The following is an 18,573-nucleotide window of genomic DNA, read 5'->3' as shown; positions in this document are numbered from 1 at the left end:
TCGGTTCGTCAATCATGCATGTTCTGTCCCACGCTAGCATTTAACACATCTCGCTCCGACTAGTTCTATGTATGGCTGACATGACCACGAACATCGAAAGCGAGGAGTATTCGTTCGGACAGACGGTGTACGACGAGGATGGCAACGAGCTCGGGACCATCCGCGGGTTCGACGAACACGGCTTCTACGTCACGGTCGAGGACGGCATTGAGTCCATGTCGAGCGAGCATCTCAGCGCCGGGGCCGCGGGCGAGGCCGAACTGATGTGGCGCTGCTGGGAATGCGGTGAGATGGGCAAGATCGAGGATATCCCCGACGAATGTCCGTCCTGTGGCGCACAGAAAGAGGACATCTACTACTGGCAGGAGGACTGATTCGGACCGCTGTCGCTGTGTTTCGGTGAACCCCTGCTTGGAGTGCGTCTTCGCCAGGAGACGACGACAGCTCGTACGCGATTACACCTGCTCGAACCGCTCGCCGGCGGCCGACCCGACCGCGTCCCGCACGGTCTCGACGGCCGACGGCGGGAGCGAGAACTGTAGCGTCGTCCAGTCCCGTTCGAGGATCGCCCGCCCGTCCTCGTCACAGACGACCGCGTACACCAGCGACCTCCCGTAGACTCGCGCCAGCGCGTCGAACGTCTCTGCCGTCATCGGTACCGTCCCGGTCGTGTGGGTGTCGGTAGCCGAGACATCGGTGTGGCCCGCAATCGTCTCGACGGCGAACCGCTCGCCGCCGGGGTTATCCCGTCGCCCCAGCCCGAGGTGGACAAACGCTTCTGTGGGGCCCCGCGGTGACGCGTCCAGCACCGCCGCGAGCACGTCCAGCCCGACCGCTTCGCCGGGTTCGGACAGCTCGAACCGGTGCCTGATTTCGTCCTCCGGCCAGGTCGGGCCCGGTTCGACACCGCTGCCGAGTCCCTCCCACGCCGTGACGATTGTCTCGGTCAGCCGGTCGATACCGATCTCGTCGATGGCCCGAACTACCGCCTCGGCGTCGTCGGAGTCGCCCATGCTCGCTCGTTCGGCGCTCGCGGCCAAGTGCGTGCTGATTCCGGCACGCCGGTGGTAGGTTTTTGTTCGGGCCGTCCCTGCTCGTCGATATGGATGTCGTCGTTGTCGGGGCCGGAAGCCTCGGCAGTCTCGTCGGTGGCCTGCTCGCCCGAGAACACGACGTGACGCTGGTGGGCCGCGAACCACACGTGGGCAGCGTCAGCGAGAACGGTCTCTCGGTGGTGGGGACCGAGCAGTTCCGGGTCCGGCCGAGCGCACAGACGACGATCCCGCAGAGTGCCGACCTCGCGCTGGTGACGGTCAAAGCCTACGACACCGCTGCCGTTGCAGCGGACCTCGCGGATTGCACACTCGGTGCCTGTCTCTCGCTACAGAATGGAATGGGCAACGAGGCTCAGTTGGCCGCCGAACTCGACTGTCCGGTGCTCGCGGGGACGTGCTCCTACGGCGCGCGGCTCCGGGAGCCGGGAACCGTGGCGTTCACCGGCCGCGGCGACATCGTGCTCGGGGACCGCCACGGCGGCCGGTCCGCAGTCGCCGACGACGTCGGGACGGCGTTCCGGGCGGCCGGCATCGAGACGACCGTCGCAGCGGACATGCCGACCCGCCTCTGGGAGAAACTCGCGGTCAACGCCGGCATCAACGCCGTGACGGCGCTCGCCCGCGTGGAGAACGGGGCACTGGCCGACTCGCCGGCCGACGCCATCGCCGGGAGCGCCGCCCGGGAGACGGCCGCCGTCGCCCGCGAACAGGGGATCGACCTCTCGGACGAGCGTGCGGTATCGCTCGCCGAAACTGTTATCGGTGACACTGCCGCCAACCATTCGTCAATGTATCAGGACATCTCGGCCGGCCAGCAAACGGAGATCGACGCGATCAACGGGTACGTCGCCGACACCGCGACCAAGTCGGTGCCTGTGAACGAGACGCTTGCCGGTCTCGTCCGCACGTGGGAGCAGTACCGCGGATAGATCGGTTGGCACGCCGGCGACGTGACGGCGCGTCGTTCACACACCCGTGTACGTCGGTGGTATAGTAGCGGCTACCGGAAGCGATGGGGATGACACAATCTAAATATCGTGTCACCGATGTCCCTCTCATGACCACACAGATCGCCGGATGGCGTCCTGAACCACCGCGTAGTGATGCCAGTAGGGCTGGCTCGCGTGTCACAACTGGGAGGGCACTGGTATGACAGCGGACGACGCGGGCGGGAGCCGCATCGTCGACTACGAACTGTTCGAGGTGCCGCCGCGGTGGCTCTTCCTTCGGCTGGAGACTGCCGACGGCACCGTCGGCTGGGGCGAACCCGTCGTCGAGGGGCGGGCCCACACCGTGCGCGCTGCTGTTGAAGAACTACTGGACGGCTATCTCGTCGGGGAGAACCCCGAGAACATCCAGGACCACTGGCAGGCGATGTACCGCGGCGGCTTCTACCGCGGCGGCCCGGTCCTGATGTCCGCCATCGCCGGTATCGACCAGGCGCTGTGGGACATCAAAGGGAAGCAACTCGGCGCACCCGTCCACCAGCTGCTGGGCGGCCAGGCACGGGACCGGATTCGGGTGTACCAGTGGATCGGCGGCGACGAGCCCTCCGACGTAGCCAGCGCCGCTCAGGAGCAGGTCGACGCCGGGTTCACGGCGCTGAAGATGAACGCGACGCCCGAGATCGAGCGCGTCGACAACCCGGCCACTGTCGAGGCCGCCGCGACCCGCCTCCGGGAGGTCAGGGAGGCCGTCGGCCCGGAGGTCGACATCGGCGTCGACTTCCACGGCCGCGTCACGAAGCCAATGGTCAAGCGCCTGGCGTCCGCGATGGAGCCCTACGAACCGATGTTCATCGAGGAACCGGTGTTGCCCGAACACAACGACGCGCTGCCGGCGCTTGCGGCCCACACCGACATCCCGATTGCGACCGGCGAGCGGATGTATTCGCGCTGGGACTACAAGGAGGTGTTCGAGGACGGTGCCGTCGACGTGATCCAGCCGGACCTCTCCCACGCCGGCGGCATCACCGAAGTGTACAAGATCGCGTCGATGGCCGAGGCCTACGACGTGGCGATGGCGCCCCACTGCCCCCTCGGCCCCGTTGCGCTGGCCTCCTGCGTGCAGGTCGACGCCTGCTCGCCGAACGCCCTCATCCAGGAGCAGAGCATCGACATCCACTACAACGAGACCTCGGACGTGCTGGACTACCTCGCGGACCCGTCGGTGTTCGACTACGAGGACGGGTTCGTCACCGTCCCGACCGACCCCGGCCTGGGCATCGACGTCGACGAGGCGTTCCTCCGGGAGCAGTCCCAGCAGGACGTCGACTGGCACAACCCCGTCTGGCGACACGACGACGGCAGCGTCGCCGAGTGGTAGGTCGGCCACTGCCTCGCCGCCCGCGCGGTTCTCGCGGGCTCGGCCCCGCGACCGGCGGCACACACGTACCAAAGGAAAGGGCTCATATCCCGCGCCCGATAGGTACCTGTATGGCCTCCTCCACGTCGTGGAAGCGCGATTTCGCGAGCGGGCTCATCGTCCTGTTGCCCCTGCTGGTGACGATTTACGTTATCCTCTACCTCTACTCTATCCTCGCGTCCGCGGCGGTCATCCCGGCTATTGACGCCGAACTGTTAGCGGCGCTTGGACTCCCCTCGGGAACCTCTTCTGTTGAACTCGCTCGGGTGTTCACGACGCTGATTATCTTCATCCTCATCGTGTTCTCCATCGGGTACCTGATGCGGACGGCCTTCGGCGACATCGTCGAACGGGCCATCGACGACGCGATGAACCACGTCCCCGGACTCAGGGTGGTGTACAACGCCTCGAAGATGGCGGTCGAAACGGCCGTCTCGGGGACTGAAGAACTCCAGTCGCCGGTGAAACTCGAAGTGTGGGACGGGATGCGAATGACGGCGTTCAAAACGGGACAGACGACCGACGACGGCCGCGAGGTGCTCTTCCTGCCGACGGCGCCGAACATCACGACCGGCTACGTCGTCGAGGTCGAACCGCACCGCTACGAGGAAATCGACGAGCGCGTCGAGGAAGCGCTGACGCGAATCCTCAGCGCCGGGTTCGGCGACACGGACCGCAGCAACGCCACGCCGATTCCGGTCGCCGACGAGGAAGAACTCTCGGACGATTGATGCGGACTCCTGTCCCTGTTTCCCGCGACAACCGACTGTAGGCGGTCGATGCGGAACTGACGTACAGCAGTCCGTATGAAAGCGCCGCTCAGTGCGCGATCAGATGTAGTGGAACCACTCTTCGCGGTCGCCGCTCTCGATGACATCGAAGAACGCGGACTGGAGTTCGTCGGTAACCGGCCCTTTGGTCCCTTTACCGATCTCGTTGTCGTCGACGCTCCGGATGGGCGTGACCTCCGCCGCGGTGCCGGTAAAGAACAGTTCGTCGGCGGTGTACAGCTCACCGCGAGAGATGGTCGCTTCCTCGTGGACGGTGTAGCCCATCTCCTCGGCGAGCGTGATTGCGGTGTTGCGGGTGATGCCTTCGAGGATACTCTCGGCCAGTCCGGGGGTGTAAATCTCCCCGTCGCGGACCATGAAGATGTTCTCGCCCGGGCCTTCGGCGACGTTGCCCTCCTTGTTCAGGACGATTGCCTCGGTGTAGCCGTTGCGGCGGGCCTCCTCGCCGGCGAGCATGCTGTTGACGTACAGCCCCGTGGTCTTGATGTTGGTCGGAATCTGGCTGGAGGCGTGTTTGCGCCAGGACGACACCATCACGTCGACGCCGTCTTCCAGCGCTTCCTCGCCCAGATACGCGCCCCACGGCCACGCCGCGATGGTGGTTTTCGTGGGGCAACTCTTCGGGCTCACGCCGAGCGAATCGAAGCCGTAGTAAACGATGGGGCGGATGTAACACGACTCGAACCCTTCCGTCTCGATGAGTTCCGTCGTCGCCTCGGTGAGTTCGTCCTTGCTGAACTCGATGTCGAGGTCGTAGGGTTTCGCCGATTTGTACAGGCGGTCCAGGTGTTCCTCCCAGCGGAAGATGGCCGGTCCCTGCTCGGTGTCGTAACAGCGGACGCCCTCGAAGACGCCGGTCCCGTAGTGCAGCGCGTGCGTGAGAACGTGGGTCTGTGCGTCCTCGAAGTCGACGAACTCGCCGTCCATCCAGATACGGTCGGCCCCCTCGAACATCTCCGGACGGTCGCTCATCGTGCGCCCTCCCCGGTGCGTCGGCAGTCACGGTGCCCGCGGGTGATGCCCCCTGCTGTCTCGTCGTGTGTCATATCTACTCCATTGATGTCCGTGTTTAAGAGTGTTGACGGTCGACTCGCGGGCGTTTGCTTTCGGGGGACCGGGCAGCGTCGGGTGCCCGCAAGTGAGTAAACACTATACCGACCACAATCGTGTGGCTCCGGTATGTCAGAGTCCGCTCTGCAACGGTCTCTCCATCGGGGCGTCGCGATGCTGCTGGTCCCGCTGGGACTGCTCCTTATCCAGATAGCGGTCGTCACGCGAAACCTGTCCGGCGTCGTCGAATCGCCGCTTCCCGGCATTTCTCGGACAGTCGGGACTGTTGTCGTCGTCGGTGCAGGTCTGTATCTCCTCGCGAGCGTCGCGCGACAGGTGTACAGGGCGGCTGATACGCCCTTCTAACGCGCCACGGAACGCGGTCCCAAAATCAGTCGTCGGCTGCCTCGTCTTCCTTTCAAGTACTGCGAAGCGGCGGTCCGTCCCGCCGTCGACTTCCATTTACAGCCGTGACTTCGTTCCGAGAGTCCGACCCCTGCCTCACATCGCGCTCCCAGTCTCGCCGGCACGGACGACGACGGTATCCGCGACGATATCACCGAGGCGCTGTTTGCGGTCCGTGACGAGAACGGCGACGAAGCCGATCAGATAGAACGCCGGCAGCACGTCGACGATTCGCAAGAGGGTCCTGATCGCCGCCGGCCCAAAGTCGATTGGGTCGCCGTCCTCTGTCACGACGACGATATCGAGAGCCATTTTGCCAATCGTCTGGCCGTACGTCCCTTCGAGGTAGATGTAGTAGCCGAACCCGATGAGGAGTCCGAGTAGACTCCCGAGTACTGCGAGCCGTACCTGGCTAAGGATACCGCTGATAACTGACGAGATAACTCCGATAAGCACGATGTCGATTATTATTGCGACGACACGTCGCCAGATCACGTCACCTTCAGTGCCCATCTCGGGCTGTGGGCGTTCGAACCAGGCCATACTCGCTGACTGACACGCCACTGATATAAATCCAAGCCAGACGCCACTGATGCATACTCACGAAGGTCGATAAAATGACCAGTGAACGCCCTAACGGTCAGCTCTCGCCGACCTGGGAGTCTTCGATGATGTCAGTCGAACCGCTCTAGCAGGCTTGCCCCTTCGACGTACACGAGGCCCTCGCGCTCGGCGTAGGCCCGCGCCGCCGCCGGGGGCAGCGCCGCGCCGGTCTCGTCGTCCAGCATCTCACAGACGACGGCGGCCGCTGGCAGGTCGGCCGCGTCGGCGAGTTCGAGCGCGAGTTCGGTGTGGCCCTCGCGGTCGGCCAGGCCGTCCGGGGCCGCCCGGAGGAGGTGGACGTGGCCCGGCGACCGGAACGCCTCGCTGAACGCCTCTGGGTCGGGGTCCGTCGCGGCGGCGGCCAACTCTCGGATCGTCAGCGAGCGGTCGTCGTCGGTGATGCCGGTGAACGTGTCGCGATGGTTCACCGTCAGCGAGAACGAGGAGCGCTCGTCGTAGGCGAGGTCGTGGTCGGCCGCCGTCGGGTGGTCGAGGACCTCCTGCATGAACGGCAGTTCCAGCGCCTCGGCGACGCGGTCCGAGAGGGCGACGCAGACGAGCCCACCGGCGTCGTTTCGCATCCGGGCGACGGCCTCGGGACTGACGGCTCCGGCCGGATAGACGAGGTCGGTCTCGCCTTCCCGGTCGGCGGCGTCGTGGATCAGCACCGGCTCGCCGCGGGCGAAGGCGGCGACGGCGTCGGCCACGCTGTCGGCGTCGACGGCGGTTTCCTCACTCCGAGACATGCACGATCACCTCGTCGCCGTCGGCCAGTTCCAGCACATCGCGGAGCTTCTCCGGCGCGATCACTTCGAGTTGCTCCTCCCCGTGGTGGGTCCGCTCGGGGGCGATGACGTGGGCCGGCTCGTACTCGCCGTCGCTGCCCTCTATGGAGGCGGGGTAGCAGTACGCGGGGCCGTACGTCCGCTCGTCGTCCTCCCAGCCCTCGATGGTGACCGGCTCGATAGCGCTCATCCGCGCCCGCTTGCGGACGCTCTCGGCCGTGAGTTCGAGGTTGAGCGTGCCCGCGAACGGCTCGTACCCCAGTCGCTCGATGAACTGCTCCATGTAGCCCGGCAGCGTGATGTAGTGTCGTCCCTCCCCCATCCCCGAGGTGACGACGCCGGTCAGGTCGACGCTGGCGTCGGACTCGAAGATCCGCCGGTAGTCGGCGTACTCCGACTGGAGGCGGCGTTCACCGTCCCCGGTCAGTTCGACCTCTTGCCCGTCGCTGACGATGTCCCGGGCCAGCAGCCCGGCGTCTTCGAGCCGCTGGAGCCGCCGCGAGGCGGTCTGGTTCGAGGCGTCCAGCCGTTCCGCGAGATCGGCACAGGACACCTTTGCCGACTCGTCGAGCGCACCGTCGAGGGCGAGCAGTTTCAGCGTCGCCAGCTCGTCCCGACCGACGCCCTGTCCCGTTGATTCAGCCATGCACCGCAGTAGGGATTCCCGCCGGATAAGCATACCGAAGGTGGAATGCATTCCACTTTTGGAACGGAGAAAAACTGGTACGGGGTTGGTAGCAGAAGCGCGTCTTGTTGTTTGATCCGGATCTAATTTAAATCGCTGCCTAACACGTTCAACCCCATCACAGTACTGTGATGGTGCCGGCTCGTCGTCTCAGTGACTCACGAGCTACAGGCAGCATTCAGTACTCCACGAGCGAGTCCTGTTCCCAGAACTCGCTCGACTTCTCCAGTTTCGGGACCCACGTGTTCTCGTCCTCGGCCAGCATCGCCACGCGGGAGTCCTCGACCTCCTTCAGCACGTCGTGGTCGGGGAGGTACTCGCCCATCTTCTGCGTGAACTCGCGGACCTCGCTGTGGTCGGGCATCGAGTCGCGGTCGAGACGGCCCCGCGAGTGGCCGACGTGCATGTACGCCTTCATCTCGACGAAGTCCGCGTCGGCCCGGTCACACATCGCCGCGTACCACTCGGGGTGGTGCATGTTGTGGCCCTTGACCAGCGTCGTCCGGATGACGGTGCGGGTGTCGTCTTTCTCGGCCAGTACGTCCAGCGTGTCGATGAGCGAGTCCCAGGCGTCGTCCTCCATCGCCTGCACCGTCGAGTCGAACGTCTGGCGGTCGGCGGCGTCGACGGAGACGTACAGTTGCGTGGGGTCACACCGCTCCAGCATCTCCGTGTTGGTCCCATTGGAGACGAGGAAGGTGGTGATGTCGCGGTCGTGGAACTCCTCGATGAGTTCCGGCAGATGTGGGTAGAGCGTGGGTTCGCCGTCCAGCGAGATGGCGACGTGGCGCGGCTCCATCGCCTGGTCGAACACCTCGCGCGGGACCTCGTCGTTGCCGCCGAAGCCAGAGAGGAGTTTCCGCTGGAGTTCCACGGAGGCATCGGCGACCGCCGCGGGGTCGTCCCACTCCACGTCGCCGAGTTCGTAGGCGTGGCCGGCGTGGTCCCGCCAGCAGAACACGCACCGCTCGTTGCATTTCACGACCGGCGTCATCTGGATGCATCGGTGGGACTCGATACCGTAGAAAATGTACTTGTAACACTTCCCTTCGCCGCGAAGGGCGTTTTTCGTCCAGCCGCAGGTCTGGGCGGCCGTGTGGTTCTCGCTGTGGTAGGCCGGGTCCGAGACCTGCTTCGGACCGCCGTCGGCGTCACTCATTGCTGTCGGCTTCAAGAGCCAGCGGCAAAAACTCCCGGATGTTGCGCGTCAGCCAGTTCGCTCCATCGGGCGCCTTACGTCAGCTTGACGATGGGGTTGCTCATGTGGTGGCCGACGACGTTGCCGTTCTCCATGATTCGGTCGTAGCCATCGTCGTCAACTTCGATTCGGGTTTCGCTGTCCTTCTGCATCAGATAGAGTGTTTTGTTCATACACCTGTGGATGCCCCTGATAGGCAAGACCAGAACTACTAGGTGTATAGATACGCGCTGTGATGTATGCTATATGTATCAAATCCCGCCGGAGATGTATCTCAGCCGGAAGATTTTGGGGGCTCCGGATAGTGAGTACATAGTATGGGTGTGCTTGACACGGTCTCCGAGCTGTTCGGCTCCGGGGACCAGCACTACAGGTTCCGCTGTGACGACTGCGGGACCGAGTTCGCACAGCGCGCGGCGACGGTCGAGGACCTGACCTGTCCGGAGTGTGGCGCTGGGGCAGTGCGGCCGGCCGAGGCGGCGTGAGGCCGCGTCAGCGTCCCAGGTCGTAGAACTCGTCGTTCGGGCGGATGTCGGCGAGCTGTGCGAGGCGGTTCGAGAGGTTGAAGAAGGCGGCGACGCTGCCGATGTCCCAGATAGCGCGGCGGCTGTAGCCGTGTTCCTCTAGCCGTTCGAGGTCCGCTTCCTCGATACGGGCGGGCGACTCGGTCAGTTTGACGGCGAAATCCAGCATCGCCTTGTGCGTCTCGTTGATGTCCGCCGTCCGGTGGTTCGCGGCGACCTGCTCGGCGAGCTTGGGCGCGTCGGCGTAAATACGCAGCAGCGCGCCGTGGGCAACGATGCAGTAGAGGCAGTCGTTGACGCCGCTGACGGCGACGATTATCATCTCGACTTCCTCGCGTTCCAGCGCCGTCTCCTCGACCAGCGCGTCGTGGTACGCGAAGAACGCCCGGAAATGCGAGGGACGATACGCCATCGCCGGGAAGATGTTCGGCGTGAAGCCGGCGCGGTCGGTCTCCTCCGCGATGCGGTCCTGCAGGTCTTCGGGGAGGTCGTCGAGCTTGGGCGTCTCGAACCGAGCCATCACTGTGTCGGAGTCTGCCATACCCCACATGTCCGTCCGGCCCCGGCTTGAAAGTTGGCTGCCTGTCTGGCCATGGCCGACGAGAGGTGGTGTATAGTTCTTCCGGGGACGTGGTACGGGGCCGAACAGCCACGCCGGCTCTTTTGACAGACGGCGCAACCAATCGTATGCATGTCAACGACGACAGAAACGACACAGACGTACGATGTCAGTACCGGCAACTGGAAAGCCGGCGTGCTCGGCGGTATCGTCGGGAGCGCCGTGATGGGTGCCTTGATTCTCGTGATGAACACCGCGACGCTCGCTGTCGCGATCCCGTCCCTGTACGGCCTCGCGCCGCCGCCGAGCCCGGCCGCTGGTCTCGTCGTCCACCTCTCGCACGGGGCTGTGATGGGCGTGATGTTCGCCGGGCTAGCGAGGGTCCTCGGTCTGGAATCGTCCGGCAAACTGCTCGGACTCGGCGTCGGCTGGGGCGTCGCCACCTGGGCGCTCTTTGCCGCGCTTCTGATGCCAGTCTGGCTCGGTGCGGTCGGCTCGCCGGCCTCGCCGCCGTTCCCGAACTTCGCGCCGCCGTCGCTGCTGTGGCACGTCGTCTACGGGGGCGTCCTCGCGGTCGTTTACGCCGCGACCGTGGACCGCATCTGAGACCCAACCTGAGCCGTCGCGGTCGCCGCTACTGCTCCTGAAACACGGTCCACTGTCGCTCGTCGGTTCCGGCGTCGGCTATCGCCTCGACCTTCTCGCGCTGCAGGTCGTCCAACTGCGCGGTCGCCAGCCGGACCCACGACAGGAACTCTCCGCGGAGCCGCTCACGCACTACTTCGGGCGGCTGTGGCGTGTAGACGTACACATGGCCGCCTTCTGGCCTGATGCGCCGGCGTTTCTCGACGACACCGAGGTCGGCGAGGTGGTTGAGATGCCGCGCGACGACGCTCCGGTCGTAGCCGATCTGTTCGGCCAGCGCCGCCACGGTCAGCTCGCCGCCCTCCATGACGCAGAGACAGACATCCAGCTCGGTGCCGGACATATCGAAGACGGTCTGCAGCAAGGTTTCGAGCGACGGCTCGCTGACCGCCGCGTCCGTCGCCTCGGCCGCCGCCATCGGCTCGCCACAGCACTTCGGTCGGTTGTCGCCGATGCCGACGCCGCCGCAGGTCTCACACTCGAACAGCCGCGTTTCGTCAGCGGGGGGTGTCATACGCCGGCCTACTCACCCCGCCGGTAGAAGCTTCAGGTGTGTTCGGGGTAACTGGCACGGGTGCCCGCGGGTCGCGGTTTATCCCCCGTGATATAGATGTTAGTCCAAAGGTCTAAGCCCTCCCGGGACGGAATACAATTCACTATGAGCACTGAGACTGAGGACGCCAACGACCTGCGCGAGCGAATCACGAACTTCCTGCGCCGCAACTTCCCCCAGATTCAGATGCACGGCGGGAGCGCGGCCATCGAGGAGATCGACCGCGAGGAAGGCAGCGTCACGATCCGCCTCGGCGGCGCCTGTTCCGGCTGTGGCATCTCGCCGATGACCATCCAGGCCATCAAGACGCGCATGACCAAGGAAATCCCGGAGATCAACGAGGTCACCGCACGCACCGGGATGGAACAGCAGGAAGGGATGTCCGGCGGCAGCGGCGGCATGAGCCCCTCGTTCCCCGGCGAGTCCCGCGGCGGCGACGTTGGCGGCGACGAAGACGAAGGCCCCGAAGCGCCGTTCTGAGGCCAGCTCTCGCTCTTTTTAGATTCGTGGCTAGCCGCAGGTGTGGACGTGTCCGTGTGCTCCCTATAGTAACAATTGAAACAATTCACACACTGATCGCACGACAGCAGTGCGATCAGGTGTGCATTGATTTTCAATGGCTACTATAGCTCTGTGTTCGCAGTCGCCGTCTCCGGGCTACCGTAACTGCACCAGGAAGCCACACAGGTTAAGACGACGGGGCCAGACGGCGGGGATATGGAGACGGTCGACACGGTCGTCTGGGCGCTGTGGGCGATGTTGCCGGCGTACATCCCGAACAACGCCGCGGTACTCGCTGGCGGTGGCAGACCGATAGACGGCGGTCGGACCTGGGGCGGGCGGCGGGTGCTCGGCGACGGCAAGACCTGGCGCGGGACGCTGATCGGAACCGCCGCCGGGACGCTGCTCGCGCTCGGACTGACACAGGCCGCGCCCAGCGTGAGCGCCGCCCTGGGAACCGACCTCCCGACGTTTCCGCTCCGTGCGGGGCTTGGACTCGCCTTCGGCGCGATGCTCGGGGACATCGGCGCGTCATTCCTCAAACGCCGGACGGGCCGCGAGCGCGGCGCCGCGTTCCCTGGACTGGATCAACTGGATTTCGTCGTCGGGGCGTTGCTCTGTGCGCTTGTGGCCGCGCCGTCGTGGTTCACCGAGACGTTCACGCTCCCGGTGCTGGTCGTCGTTGTCGTCGCGACACCGGTGTTACACGTCGTCACCAACGGTCTCGCCTACCTGCTCGGGCTGAAAAACGAGCCGTGGTAACAGTTGTAGCGGCCCGTGGCGTTTTCCAATAGAACTACTTCTATCGCCCACAACGCACACTCGATGGCCCTGGCCACCTCCCTCCCGGTCGGTAGACGTGCCCCGCCGATCATTAGACGTGCGACGGCTGCTGGCGTGCTCTGTACGGCGGTCTTTCTGCCGATCATGTACGTGCTCCTGCACGCGTACGTAGTCCTCACGGTAAGCGTCGGTCCCGTCGACACGCTCAACAGACTGATCGACTTCGCCCTCGTCGCCGGCGGCGCGACGACGTTCGCCGCGGGATTCGTTTCGCAGTGCGTGCTCGGAACTGTGCTCCCCGAGACGACTGCGTAACGACATCGAATCGACGAAGAAGTGCGTTTTTACGCGCTGACCGTGGAGTGTCGGGTATGACAACACGCGGGGAGACACTGCGACTGGCGACGCGGGGATCGGACCTCGCGTTGCGCCAGGCGGCGACGGTCCGGGATTCGCTGAGCAGTCGCCGGCTGTCGGTCGAACTCGTCGAGGTGGAGACGACGGGCGACCAGATCCGGGACGAACTGATTCACCGGCTGGGCAAAACCGGCGCGTTCGTTCGCAGCCTCGACGAGAAGGTGCTGGAGGGCGAACTCGACGCGGCGGTCCACTCGATGAAGGACATGCCGACCGAACGGCCCGAGCGCCTCGTCGTCGCGGCGGTCCCCGAGCGGGCCGCCGCCGAGGACGTGCTGGTGACGCCGGACGGCCGCTCGCTCGATGAGCTACCGGAAGGCGCGACCGTCGGCACGTCGAGCCTGCGACGCAAGGCGCAGTTGCTCGCCGAGCGCGACGACCTCACCGTGGAGCCGCTCCGGGGCAACGTCGACACGCGCATCGCGAAGCTGCTGGCCCCGTCGCTCCAGCAGGAACACCAGGAGCGCCACGAGGCCGAACAGGAGCACAAGGGCGACGCCGGCGACGGGGACGACGCTGACCCCGACGCCGACGAGGAGGAGGAACACCCCTACGACCGCACGGTCGAGGAGTGGTTCGACGACCTCACCGAGTTCGAACGGCGGGCGATGGAGCGGGACCCGGACGTCGAGTACGACGCCATCGTGCTGGCGAAGGCGGGCCTCCACCGGGCCGGCCTCACGCGTTACGTCAGCATGTCCGACCTCGACCCAGACCGGTTCGTGCCGGCCCCGGGTCAGGGCGCGCTGGCCGTGACCGCCGTCGACGGCGACCTCGCGCTGGACATCAAAGACCGGCTGGACGACCCCCAGACGCGCGTCGAGACGACCGTCGAACGGACGATTCTCGAAGAGCTCGGCGGCGGCTGTGTCGCGCCCATCGGCGTCCACGCCCACCTGGAAGGCGGTGTCGTCCACACGCGAGTGCGCGTGCTCTCACAGGACGGCACGGAGGAGGTGTCGGTCGGCCGTGACATTCCGGCCGAGTACCACATCGACGCGGCACAGGACCTCGCGGCGGAACTCGCCGAGCAGGGTGCTGACGATCTCATCGCCGAGGCCAAGCGGGACTCGACGGGCGCCGACGACGACGCCGCGACGGCACGGGAGGAAGACGAGGAATGACGGACGCCGCGCCCGGCAAGGTGTATCTGGTCGGCTCCGGCCCCGGCGACCCGGACCTGCTGACGGTCAAGGCCAAGCGCCTGCTCGAGGAAGCTGACGTGGTGTTACACGACAAGCTCCCCGGACCCGAAATCATCGGGATGATTCCCGAGGAGAAACGCGAGGACGTGGGCAAACGCGCCGGCGGCGAGTGGACGCCGCAGGAGTACACCAACGCCCGGCTGGTGGAACTGGCTGAAGAAGGCAACACCGTCGTCCGGCTGAAAGGCGGCGACCCCACGGTGTTCGGCCGCGGCGGTGAGGAACTGGCCCATCTCGCGGAAAACGGGGTTCCGGTCGAGGTCGTCCCGGGTATCACGAGCGCCATCGCCGGTCCCGAAGCCGCCGGGATTCCGGTCACGCACCGCGACTACACCTCCTCGGTCTCCTTCGTCACGGGCCACGAGGACCCAACGAAGGACGAATCGGCCGTCGACTGGGAGGCCCTGGCCGCGACCGGCGGCACGCTCGTCGTCCTGATGGGCGTCGGCAAACTGCCGCAGTACACCGAGGCCCTGCGCGAGGCGGGGATGGACCCCGATACGCCGGTCGCGCTCGTCGAACGTGCCACCTGGCCGGACCAGCAAGTCGCTACCGGGACGCTCGACAGTATCGTCTCGGTCCGCGATGAGGCCGATATCGAACCCCCCGCGATCACCGTCATCGGCGAGGTGGCCGGCGAGCGTGAGCGGGTGGTGGAGTTCCTGGAGGGGTACTGATGCGTGAGGAACCGCGCCTCCGCGTTGCCGCCTTCCGTCCGGCCGACGACCGCCTCGACGACGCGGTCGAACTGCTGGAATCGCTCGGTGCCGACCCGGTCCCGGACCCGATGCTGGCGGTCGAACCAGCGGCGGCCGGCGACATCGACGGTGACGGCGACGACAGCCCGGTCACGCCGCGCACCGACGCCGACTACGTCGTCCTGACCAGCAAGACCGGCGTCGAACTCGCCGCCGAAGCCGGCTGGGACCCCGGCGAGATGACGGTATGTGCCATCGGCGAATCGACCGCCGAGGCGCTTCACGAGGCCGGCTACGGCGTCGACATCATCCCCGCGGAGTACTCTTCGACGGGACTCGTCGAAACGCTGTCCGGAGCGGTGGCCGGCGCAAGAGTCGAAGTCGCCCGGTCGGACCACGGCTCCGCAGTGCTGACCGACGGGTTGGAGAACGCCGGGGCGTACGTCCACGAAACCGTGCTGTACCGGCTGGTTCGACCGCCGGAATCGGGCGAGTCAGCGGACTTGGCGGCCGACGGCGACCTCGACGCGGCGCTGTTCACCTCTTCGCTCACCGTCCAGCACTTCCTCGATGCGGCCGCGGACCGAGGCGTCCGTGAGGTCGCCATCGACGGGCTGAACGGGGCGACTGTCGGCGCTATTGGCGAGCCGACGCGGGAGACGGCCGAAAACGCCGGCATCTCGGTCGACGTCGTCCCCGACCAGGCCGACTTCGAGGCGCTGGCCTGCGAGGCCGTCGAAGCGGCGGCCCCATCACACCACGAATGACGGGCGCAGCGGCCCGATAATGACGTCCTCGGCACGTCAGCTCGGACTCCTGACCGGCTGGCAAACGATCGCGAGCACCTGTTTCTACGCGCTGTTCGCGGGCACAGCGCTGCTGAGCGACGCCATCGGGCTCTCCCGGTTCCAGGTCGGCCTCGTCGTGACGGCCGGAACGCTCGGGTACACGGTCGCCCTGTTCCCGGTGGGTGCCGTCGTCGACGGAGCCGGTGAAAAACCTGTGCTGGTGGGTGGGCTGCTGGCGCTGGCGCTCGGCGTCGTTGCCGTCGGTCTCGCCGGCTCGTACTACCCCCTGCTCGCGGCGGCCTGCGTTCTCGGGGCTGCCTACGCAACGGCGATGCCAGCGACGAACCGCGCAATCGTGACGACCATCCCCGCGGCCATCCGTGGGCGTGCGATGGGCATCAAACAGGTGGGCGTCACCGGGGGAAGCGGCGTCGCGGCTGTGCTCGTCGTCAGTTTCGCTCCGTCGGTCGGTGCCTGGAATCTGGGCTTTCTCCTCGTCGGCAGCCTTGCAGTCGCGGTCGCGCTTCTGTTCGCGCTGGGATACAGCGGGACGCCGGGCGGGGAGTGGCAACTCCCCGACGTCCGGGCGCTCGGACGGAACACCGCCTACGTCTCACTCGCTGGGGCCGGGTTCTTTCTGGGCGCGGCGCTGTTCACCACGGTCGGCTACGCGACGCTGTACCTGACCGACGCCGTGGAGGTGTCCGTCGCCGTCGCCGGCGCGGGCTTCGCCGCGATGCAGGTGTCCGGGAGCGGGGGCCGCGTCGTCGCCGGGTGGGTGGCCGACAGCCGAACGGAGCCGGAGGCGCGGGCCAACGCCCTCGTACTGCTCGGGCAGGCGACTCTCGGCGTCCTCCTGCTGGCTGCGCTGGCGATTCCCGGACTTCCGAAACCGGTCGCGATGGCGGCGCTGGTCGGTGTCGGCGCGACAGTTCTGGGCTTTACGGGGCTGTACTACGCCTGCATGACCGCGCTGGTCCCGACTGACGAAGTGGGCGCGGCCACTGCCGGCGGCCAGACGGCGCTGAACGGCGGGGCACTCCTAGCGCCACCGGCGTTCGGGTTCCTGGCGGACGCCATCTCGTTTCGGGCCAGTTGGGCGCTGCTCGCCGGCGTCGCGACGGTCGGCGTCGCGTTACTGGCGGTCACTATCCGCCGCACGGGCGACCCGACCGCCGGGTGACTAGTCCCTTACGCGGCTTCCTCGACTGCCTCGCGCTCGTCCATCTCGGCCCGCAGCGTCGCCAGTTCGTTCTCGACGGCCCGCTCGCTGGAGAGGCGGTCGAGTTCCTGGTCGATCGAATCGCCCTCGTCGAGCACCGATTCGAGTTGGCCGCTCGCTTCGAGTTCCTCCAGCGCGGCCGCGCGCGCCTCCATCTGCTCCGTGCGCTCCGTCGCGCGCTCGATGGAGCGGTGCACGTCGGCCATCGTATCGCCAGCGCCCGTAAAGGCTTCCGAGACCCGCGCCGACGCCTCGGCGGCCTGATAGCGGGCTTTCATGGTCTCTTTCTTCGTCCGGAACTGCTCTATCTGGCTGCTGAGCTCGGCCCGCTTGCCGACTAGCCGGTCCTGGGTCTCCTGCAGGTCGTCAATCTGGCCCGTCAGCTCCGTGATCTGGCTGACGTTCACCTGCTTTTTCTCCAGCGCCCGACGAGCGAGGTCGTCACGACCCTCCTGTAGGGCGGCCCGGGCCTGCGTGTCGTGTTTCTCGACGTTCGAGCGCAACCGGTTTCGGTGTATCTCTAGGCGTTTCTTCTGGGTCGTCACGTCGGCGATACCGCGGGTTACGTCCTGCAGTTCGTCCCGCATCTGTTCGTAGGAGTAGTCCAGTTCCGCAACCGGGTCCGAGGTTCGGTTTAGCAGGGCGTTGAGTTTGGCGCGGATCGCAAACGCGAACCGTCGGAGGAGGCTCATCGGCCCTGTTCTGGCCGCTGGGTAACTCGAAGCGATTCCGACTGCGGCTCGGTCATACTAGAAAGCATGTCCTCTCGTATGGCTGACACGGTTATAATAACAGGGTGTTACTCGATTTAATCCGGATTTAATCGACTAAAACGACGGAAACGCGCGGCTATTCGAGCTTACCGTCTGGCTACTTGATGGGGTGCCGGGAGCAACGAACAAGTGACGATGACACGAACCCTACTGCGCACGGTCGGCACGCTGCTGCTCGCGCTGACACTCCTCACCGGTGCGGCTGCGGCCGCACCCGCGGTGGACACCGACGACGCGACGAACGCCGTCGGCCCGCCCGGCGGCCTCCCGGACCAGGTCCCGGATTTCGTCACGACAATCCTCGAACTTATTCAGGAGTTCCTGACCGGCGGGACCGACGGCAGTCTGGGACCGGGCGTGAGTGACGCGGCGGGCGAGGCCGGTGGCTAAGATGAACGGGAAGCTACTCGCCGTCGGCGGCGTCGCGGTGCTCCTGCTCGCCGGTGTCGGCGGGGCGTTCGTCGCTGGCCTCGGTCCGTTCCAGGCGGAAAGCAGCGGCGAGGACATCTCCGAGTTCCCGACGGAGACCGCCCCCGACGATACCGCCACCGCGGACGACGGGAGCGACGCTGACGGCGGCGCAGCCAGCACGCCGCCGTTCGCGTTCACTGTCGACGCCATCGAGGAATGCGGCCGGACCTGCCGCGACGTGACCTCCACCCTGACGAATCAGCAAAACAGCACGGCGGAGGATATCACCGTCTACACGCGGATTTACGCCGGGAACACCACCGACGGCGGTGACGTAGTCTGGGAGGGGTCCGAAGGTGTCGGAACACTCGAAGCGGAGGAGTCCTACACTACGACCCGGCGCGTCGACCTGTCGTTCGGTGACGCCTACGCCATCGAACGGGCGGACGGCTGGATAACTGTCCGGACGACCGTCGAGACTGCCGACCGGTCCGTCACGCTCAGCGACCAGCGGAAGGTCGCCTGACGGGACACGCCGGCCTGCTACGAACGACTGCG

26 protein-coding genes are annotated in these 18,573 nt (G+C 66.1%); 16 read left to right on the top strand and 10 right to left on the bottom strand.

Annotated elements, in window-relative coordinates:
- The first annotated feature begins 71 nt into the window (after positions 1 to 71).
- Positions 72 to 374, top strand: a complete 303-nt coding sequence (locus ACOZ4H_RS00280) for a DUF7130 family rubredoxin-like protein (protein ID WP_424327440.1) — start codon at positions 72 to 74, stop codon at positions 372 to 374.
- An 81-nt stretch (positions 375 to 455) separates the two neighbouring features.
- On the opposite strand, the gene ACOZ4H_RS00275 is transcribed toward ACOZ4H_RS00280, so the two are convergent.
- Positions 456 to 1,013, bottom strand: a complete 558-nt coding sequence (locus ACOZ4H_RS00275) for a hypothetical protein (protein WP_424327439.1) — start codon at positions 1,011 to 1,013, stop codon at positions 456 to 458.
- An 89-nt stretch (positions 1,014 to 1,102) separates the two neighbouring features.
- Between ACOZ4H_RS00275 and ACOZ4H_RS00270 the strand changes: the two genes are divergently transcribed.
- The 3 genes from ACOZ4H_RS00270 to ACOZ4H_RS00260 all read left to right on the top strand — a co-directional run bounded on the left by ACOZ4H_RS00270 (position 1,103) and on the right by ACOZ4H_RS00260 (position 4,150).
- Positions 1,103 to 1,984: a ketopantoate reductase family protein gene (locus ACOZ4H_RS00270; protein ID WP_424327438.1), complete on the top strand. Its 882-nt coding sequence runs from the start codon at positions 1,103 to 1,105 to the stop codon at positions 1,982 to 1,984.
- 220 nt (positions 1,985 to 2,204) lie between these two features.
- Positions 2,205 to 3,380, top strand: a complete 1,176-nt coding sequence (gene dgoD / locus ACOZ4H_RS00265; protein ID WP_424327437.1) for a galactonate dehydratase — start codon at positions 2,205 to 2,207, stop codon at positions 3,378 to 3,380.
- A 110-nt stretch (positions 3,381 to 3,490) separates the two neighbouring features.
- On the top strand, positions 3,491 to 4,150 hold the full coding sequence (locus ACOZ4H_RS00260; RefSeq protein WP_424327436.1) for a DUF502 domain-containing protein: 660 nt from the start codon (positions 3,491 to 3,493) through the stop codon (positions 4,148 to 4,150).
- A gap of 99 nt (positions 4,151 to 4,249) precedes the next feature.
- Here the strand turns inward: ACOZ4H_RS00260 and ACOZ4H_RS00255 are convergent, their stop codons facing one another.
- Positions 4,250 to 5,182: a branched-chain amino acid transaminase gene (locus tag ACOZ4H_RS00255; RefSeq protein WP_424327435.1), complete on the bottom strand. Its 933-nt coding sequence runs from the start codon at positions 5,180 to 5,182 to the stop codon at positions 4,250 to 4,252.
- 207 nt (positions 5,183 to 5,389) lie between these two features.
- Between ACOZ4H_RS00255 and ACOZ4H_RS00250 the strand changes: the two genes are divergently transcribed.
- Positions 5,390 to 5,626: a hypothetical protein gene (locus tag ACOZ4H_RS00250; protein ID WP_424327434.1), complete on the top strand. Its 237-nt coding sequence runs from the start codon at positions 5,390 to 5,392 to the stop codon at positions 5,624 to 5,626.
- 135 nt (positions 5,627 to 5,761) lie between these two features.
- Here the strand turns inward: ACOZ4H_RS00250 and ACOZ4H_RS00245 are convergent, their stop codons facing one another.
- The 5 genes from ACOZ4H_RS00245 to ACOZ4H_RS00225 all read right to left on the bottom strand — a co-directional run bounded on the left by ACOZ4H_RS00245 (position 5,762) and on the right by ACOZ4H_RS00225 (position 9,109).
- Complete coding sequence (locus ACOZ4H_RS00245) at positions 5,762 to 6,208, bottom strand: RDD family protein (protein WP_424327433.1); 447 nt, start codon at positions 6,206 to 6,208, stop codon at positions 5,762 to 5,764.
- A 131-nt stretch (positions 6,209 to 6,339) separates the two neighbouring features.
- Positions 6,340 to 7,014 (bottom strand): 3,4-dihydroxy-2-butanone-4-phosphate synthase, encoded by a 675-nt coding sequence (ribB, locus tag ACOZ4H_RS00240; protein ID WP_424327432.1) that lies wholly within the window; start codon positions 7,012 to 7,014, stop codon positions 6,340 to 6,342.
- Positions 7,001 to 7,699, bottom strand: a complete 699-nt coding sequence (locus tag ACOZ4H_RS00235; protein WP_424327431.1) for a DUF120 domain-containing protein — start codon at positions 7,697 to 7,699, stop codon at positions 7,001 to 7,003. Before ACOZ4H_RS00235 ends, ribB begins: the two co-directional genes overlap by 14 nt.
- A 217-nt stretch (positions 7,700 to 7,916) precedes the next feature.
- Positions 7,917 to 8,897 carry a 4-demethylwyosine synthase TYW1 gene (gene twy1 / locus ACOZ4H_RS00230; protein WP_424327430.1) on the bottom strand — a complete coding sequence of 327 codons (981 nt, stop codon included), beginning with the start codon at positions 8,895 to 8,897 and terminating at the stop codon, positions 7,917 to 7,919.
- A gap of 74 nt (positions 8,898 to 8,971) precedes the next feature.
- Positions 8,972 to 9,109, bottom strand: coding sequence for a hypothetical protein (locus ACOZ4H_RS00225; RefSeq protein ID WP_004964745.1), 138 nt, complete (start codon positions 9,107 to 9,109; stop codon positions 8,972 to 8,974).
- A 144-nt stretch (positions 9,110 to 9,253) separates the two neighbouring features.
- On the opposite strand from ACOZ4H_RS00225, the gene ACOZ4H_RS00220 reads away from it, so the two are divergent.
- A complete protein-coding gene (locus ACOZ4H_RS00220) occupies positions 9,254 to 9,421 on the top strand; it encodes an FmdB family zinc ribbon protein (protein ID WP_424327429.1) in 168 nt (55 codons plus the stop codon).
- A gap of 7 nt (positions 9,422 to 9,428) precedes the next feature.
- Here ACOZ4H_RS00220 and ACOZ4H_RS00215 read toward each other — a convergent pair whose 3' ends face one another.
- Positions 9,429 to 10,001, bottom strand: coding sequence for a peroxidase-related enzyme (locus ACOZ4H_RS00215; RefSeq protein ID WP_424327428.1), 573 nt, complete (start codon positions 9,999 to 10,001; stop codon positions 9,429 to 9,431).
- A gap of 150 nt (positions 10,002 to 10,151) precedes the next feature.
- Between ACOZ4H_RS00215 and ACOZ4H_RS00210 the strand changes: the two genes are divergently transcribed.
- Positions 10,152 to 10,625: a DUF6789 family protein gene (locus ACOZ4H_RS00210; RefSeq protein WP_424327427.1), complete on the top strand. Its 474-nt coding sequence runs from the start codon at positions 10,152 to 10,154 to the stop codon at positions 10,623 to 10,625.
- Positions 10,626 to 10,653: 28 nt separating this feature from the next.
- On the opposite strand, the gene ACOZ4H_RS00205 is transcribed toward ACOZ4H_RS00210, so the two are convergent.
- The gene (locus ACOZ4H_RS00205; RefSeq protein WP_424327426.1) at positions 10,654 to 11,178 is read right to left on the bottom strand and encodes a helix-turn-helix domain-containing protein; all 525 of its coding nucleotides are present in this window, start codon (positions 11,176 to 11,178) and stop codon (positions 10,654 to 10,656) included.
- Positions 11,179 to 11,322: 144 nt separating this feature from the next.
- On the opposite strand from ACOZ4H_RS00205, the gene ACOZ4H_RS00200 reads away from it, so the two are divergent.
- The 7 genes from ACOZ4H_RS00200 to ACOZ4H_RS00170 all read left to right on the top strand — a co-directional run bounded on the left by ACOZ4H_RS00200 (position 11,323) and on the right by ACOZ4H_RS00170 (position 16,792).
- Positions 11,323 to 11,697, top strand: coding sequence for a NifU family protein (locus ACOZ4H_RS00200; protein ID WP_058993009.1), 375 nt, complete (start codon positions 11,323 to 11,325; stop codon positions 11,695 to 11,697).
- 237 nt (positions 11,698 to 11,934) lie between these two features.
- Positions 11,935 to 12,480, top strand: coding sequence for a CDP-2,3-bis-(O-geranylgeranyl)-sn-glycerol synthase (locus ACOZ4H_RS00195; protein WP_151102831.1), 546 nt, complete (start codon positions 11,935 to 11,937; stop codon positions 12,478 to 12,480).
- Positions 12,481 to 12,543: 63 nt separating this feature from the next.
- Positions 12,544 to 12,816: a hypothetical protein gene (locus tag ACOZ4H_RS00190; RefSeq protein WP_151102832.1), complete on the top strand. Its 273-nt coding sequence runs from the start codon at positions 12,544 to 12,546 to the stop codon at positions 12,814 to 12,816.
- Positions 12,817 to 12,872: 56 nt separating this feature from the next.
- Positions 12,873 to 14,042 (top strand): hydroxymethylbilane synthase, encoded by a 1,170-nt coding sequence (gene hemC / locus ACOZ4H_RS00185; RefSeq protein WP_424327425.1) that lies wholly within the window; start codon positions 12,873 to 12,875, stop codon positions 14,040 to 14,042.
- Positions 14,039 to 14,800: a uroporphyrinogen-III C-methyltransferase gene (cobA, locus tag ACOZ4H_RS00180; RefSeq protein ID WP_424327424.1), complete on the top strand. Its 762-nt coding sequence runs from the start codon at positions 14,039 to 14,041 to the stop codon at positions 14,798 to 14,800. Before hemC ends, cobA begins: the two co-directional genes overlap by 4 nt.
- A complete protein-coding gene (locus ACOZ4H_RS00175) occupies positions 14,800 to 15,588 on the top strand; it encodes a uroporphyrinogen-III synthase (protein ID WP_424327423.1) in 789 nt (262 codons plus the stop codon). The genes cobA and ACOZ4H_RS00175 overlap by 1 nt, the downstream gene beginning before the upstream one ends.
- Before the next feature lie 19 nt (positions 15,589 to 15,607).
- Positions 15,608 to 16,792 (top strand): MFS transporter, encoded by a 1,185-nt coding sequence (locus ACOZ4H_RS00170; protein WP_424327422.1) that lies wholly within the window; start codon positions 15,608 to 15,610, stop codon positions 16,790 to 16,792.
- Positions 16,793 to 16,800: 8 nt separating this feature from the next.
- Here ACOZ4H_RS00170 and ACOZ4H_RS00165 read toward each other — a convergent pair whose 3' ends face one another.
- Positions 16,801 to 17,523 (bottom strand): PspA/IM30 family protein, encoded by a 723-nt coding sequence (locus ACOZ4H_RS00165; protein ID WP_424327421.1) that lies wholly within the window; start codon positions 17,521 to 17,523, stop codon positions 16,801 to 16,803.
- Between the two features lie 216 nt (positions 17,524 to 17,739).
- Between ACOZ4H_RS00165 and ACOZ4H_RS00160 the strand changes: the two genes are divergently transcribed.
- Together ACOZ4H_RS00160 and ACOZ4H_RS00155 are read left to right on the top strand one after the other, a co-directional pair.
- Positions 17,740 to 17,994: a hypothetical protein gene (locus ACOZ4H_RS00160; RefSeq protein ID WP_424327420.1), complete on the top strand. Its 255-nt coding sequence runs from the start codon at positions 17,740 to 17,742 to the stop codon at positions 17,992 to 17,994.
- Position 17,995: 1 nt separating this feature from the next.
- A complete protein-coding gene (locus tag ACOZ4H_RS00155) occupies positions 17,996 to 18,541 on the top strand; it encodes a hypothetical protein (RefSeq protein ID WP_424327419.1) in 546 nt (181 codons plus the stop codon).
- The last annotated feature ends 32 nt before the right edge of the window (positions 18,542 to 18,573 follow it).

This window comes from Haloarcula amylolytica (genome assembly GCF_049705545.1).
Classification (GTDB): domain Archaea; phylum Halobacteriota; class Halobacteria; order Halobacteriales; family Haloarculaceae; genus Haloarcula; species Haloarcula amylolytica_B.
This window is presented reverse-complemented; position numbering and strand designations above follow the sequence as displayed.

What these genes read in the sequence shown, in the direction of transcription:
- ACOZ4H_RS00250 (WP_424327434.1), top strand. Translation starts at nt 5,390, where the DNA reads ATGTCAGAGTCCGCTCTGCAACGGTCTCTCCATCGGGGCGTCGCGATG.
- ACOZ4H_RS00255 (WP_424327435.1), bottom strand. Translation starts at nt 5,182, where the DNA reads ATGAGCGACCGTCCGGAGATGTTCGAGGGGGCCGACCGTATCTGGATG.
- ACOZ4H_RS00260 (WP_424327436.1), top strand. Translation starts at nt 3,491, where the DNA reads ATGGCCTCCTCCACGTCGTGGAAGCGCGATTTCGCGAGCGGGCTCATC.
- ACOZ4H_RS00225 (WP_004964745.1), bottom strand. Translation starts at nt 9,109, where the DNA reads ATGAACAAAACACTCTATCTGATGCAGAAGGACAGCGAAACCCGAATC.
- ACOZ4H_RS00165 (WP_424327421.1), bottom strand. Translation starts at nt 17,523, where the DNA reads ATGAGCCTCCTCCGACGGTTCGCGTTTGCGATCCGCGCCAAACTCAAC.
- ACOZ4H_RS00200 (WP_058993009.1), top strand. Translation starts at nt 11,323, where the DNA reads ATGAGCACTGAGACTGAGGACGCCAACGACCTGCGCGAGCGAATCACG.
- ACOZ4H_RS00220 (WP_424327429.1), top strand. Translation starts at nt 9,254, where the DNA reads ATGGGTGTGCTTGACACGGTCTCCGAGCTGTTCGGCTCCGGGGACCAG.
- cobA (WP_424327424.1), top strand. Translation starts at nt 14,039, where the DNA reads ATGACGGACGCCGCGCCCGGCAAGGTGTATCTGGTCGGCTCCGGCCCC.
- ribB (WP_424327432.1), bottom strand. Translation starts at nt 7,014, where the DNA reads ATGTCTCGGAGTGAGGAAACCGCCGTCGACGCCGACAGCGTGGCCGAC.
- hemC (WP_424327425.1), top strand. Translation starts at nt 12,873, where the DNA reads ATGACAACACGCGGGGAGACACTGCGACTGGCGACGCGGGGATCGGAC.
- ACOZ4H_RS00215 (WP_424327428.1), bottom strand. Translation starts at nt 10,001, where the DNA reads ATGGCAGACTCCGACACAGTGATGGCTCGGTTCGAGACGCCCAAGCTC.
- ACOZ4H_RS00160 (WP_424327420.1), top strand. Translation starts at nt 17,740, where the DNA reads ATGACACGAACCCTACTGCGCACGGTCGGCACGCTGCTGCTCGCGCTG.
- dgoD (WP_424327437.1), top strand. Translation starts at nt 2,205, where the DNA reads ATGACAGCGGACGACGCGGGCGGGAGCCGCATCGTCGACTACGAACTG.
- ACOZ4H_RS00235 (WP_424327431.1), bottom strand. Translation starts at nt 7,699, where the DNA reads ATGGCTGAATCAACGGGACAGGGCGTCGGTCGGGACGAGCTGGCGACG.
- twy1 (WP_424327430.1), bottom strand. Translation starts at nt 8,897, where the DNA reads ATGAGTGACGCCGACGGCGGTCCGAAGCAGGTCTCGGACCCGGCCTAC.
- ACOZ4H_RS00190 (WP_151102832.1), top strand. Translation starts at nt 12,544, where the DNA reads ATGGCCCTGGCCACCTCCCTCCCGGTCGGTAGACGTGCCCCGCCGATC.
- ACOZ4H_RS00205 (WP_424327426.1), bottom strand. Translation starts at nt 11,178, where the DNA reads ATGACACCCCCCGCTGACGAAACGCGGCTGTTCGAGTGTGAGACCTGC.
- ACOZ4H_RS00275 (WP_424327439.1), bottom strand. Translation starts at nt 1,013, where the DNA reads ATGGGCGACTCCGACGACGCCGAGGCGGTAGTTCGGGCCATCGACGAG.
- ACOZ4H_RS00155 (WP_424327419.1), top strand. Translation starts at nt 17,996, where the DNA reads ATGAACGGGAAGCTACTCGCCGTCGGCGGCGTCGCGGTGCTCCTGCTC.
- ACOZ4H_RS00210 (WP_424327427.1), top strand. Translation starts at nt 10,152, where the DNA reads ATGTCAACGACGACAGAAACGACACAGACGTACGATGTCAGTACCGGC.
- ACOZ4H_RS00245 (WP_424327433.1), bottom strand. Translation starts at nt 6,208, where the DNA reads ATGGCCTGGTTCGAACGCCCACAGCCCGAGATGGGCACTGAAGGTGAC.
- ACOZ4H_RS00280 (WP_424327440.1), top strand. Translation starts at nt 72, where the DNA reads ATGGCTGACATGACCACGAACATCGAAAGCGAGGAGTATTCGTTCGGA.
- ACOZ4H_RS00170 (WP_424327422.1), top strand. Translation starts at nt 15,608, where the DNA reads ATGACGTCCTCGGCACGTCAGCTCGGACTCCTGACCGGCTGGCAAACG.
- ACOZ4H_RS00175 (WP_424327423.1), top strand. Translation starts at nt 14,800, where the DNA reads ATGCGTGAGGAACCGCGCCTCCGCGTTGCCGCCTTCCGTCCGGCCGAC.
- ACOZ4H_RS00195 (WP_151102831.1), top strand. Translation starts at nt 11,935, where the DNA reads ATGGAGACGGTCGACACGGTCGTCTGGGCGCTGTGGGCGATGTTGCCG.
- ACOZ4H_RS00270 (WP_424327438.1), top strand. Translation starts at nt 1,103, where the DNA reads ATGGATGTCGTCGTTGTCGGGGCCGGAAGCCTCGGCAGTCTCGTCGGT.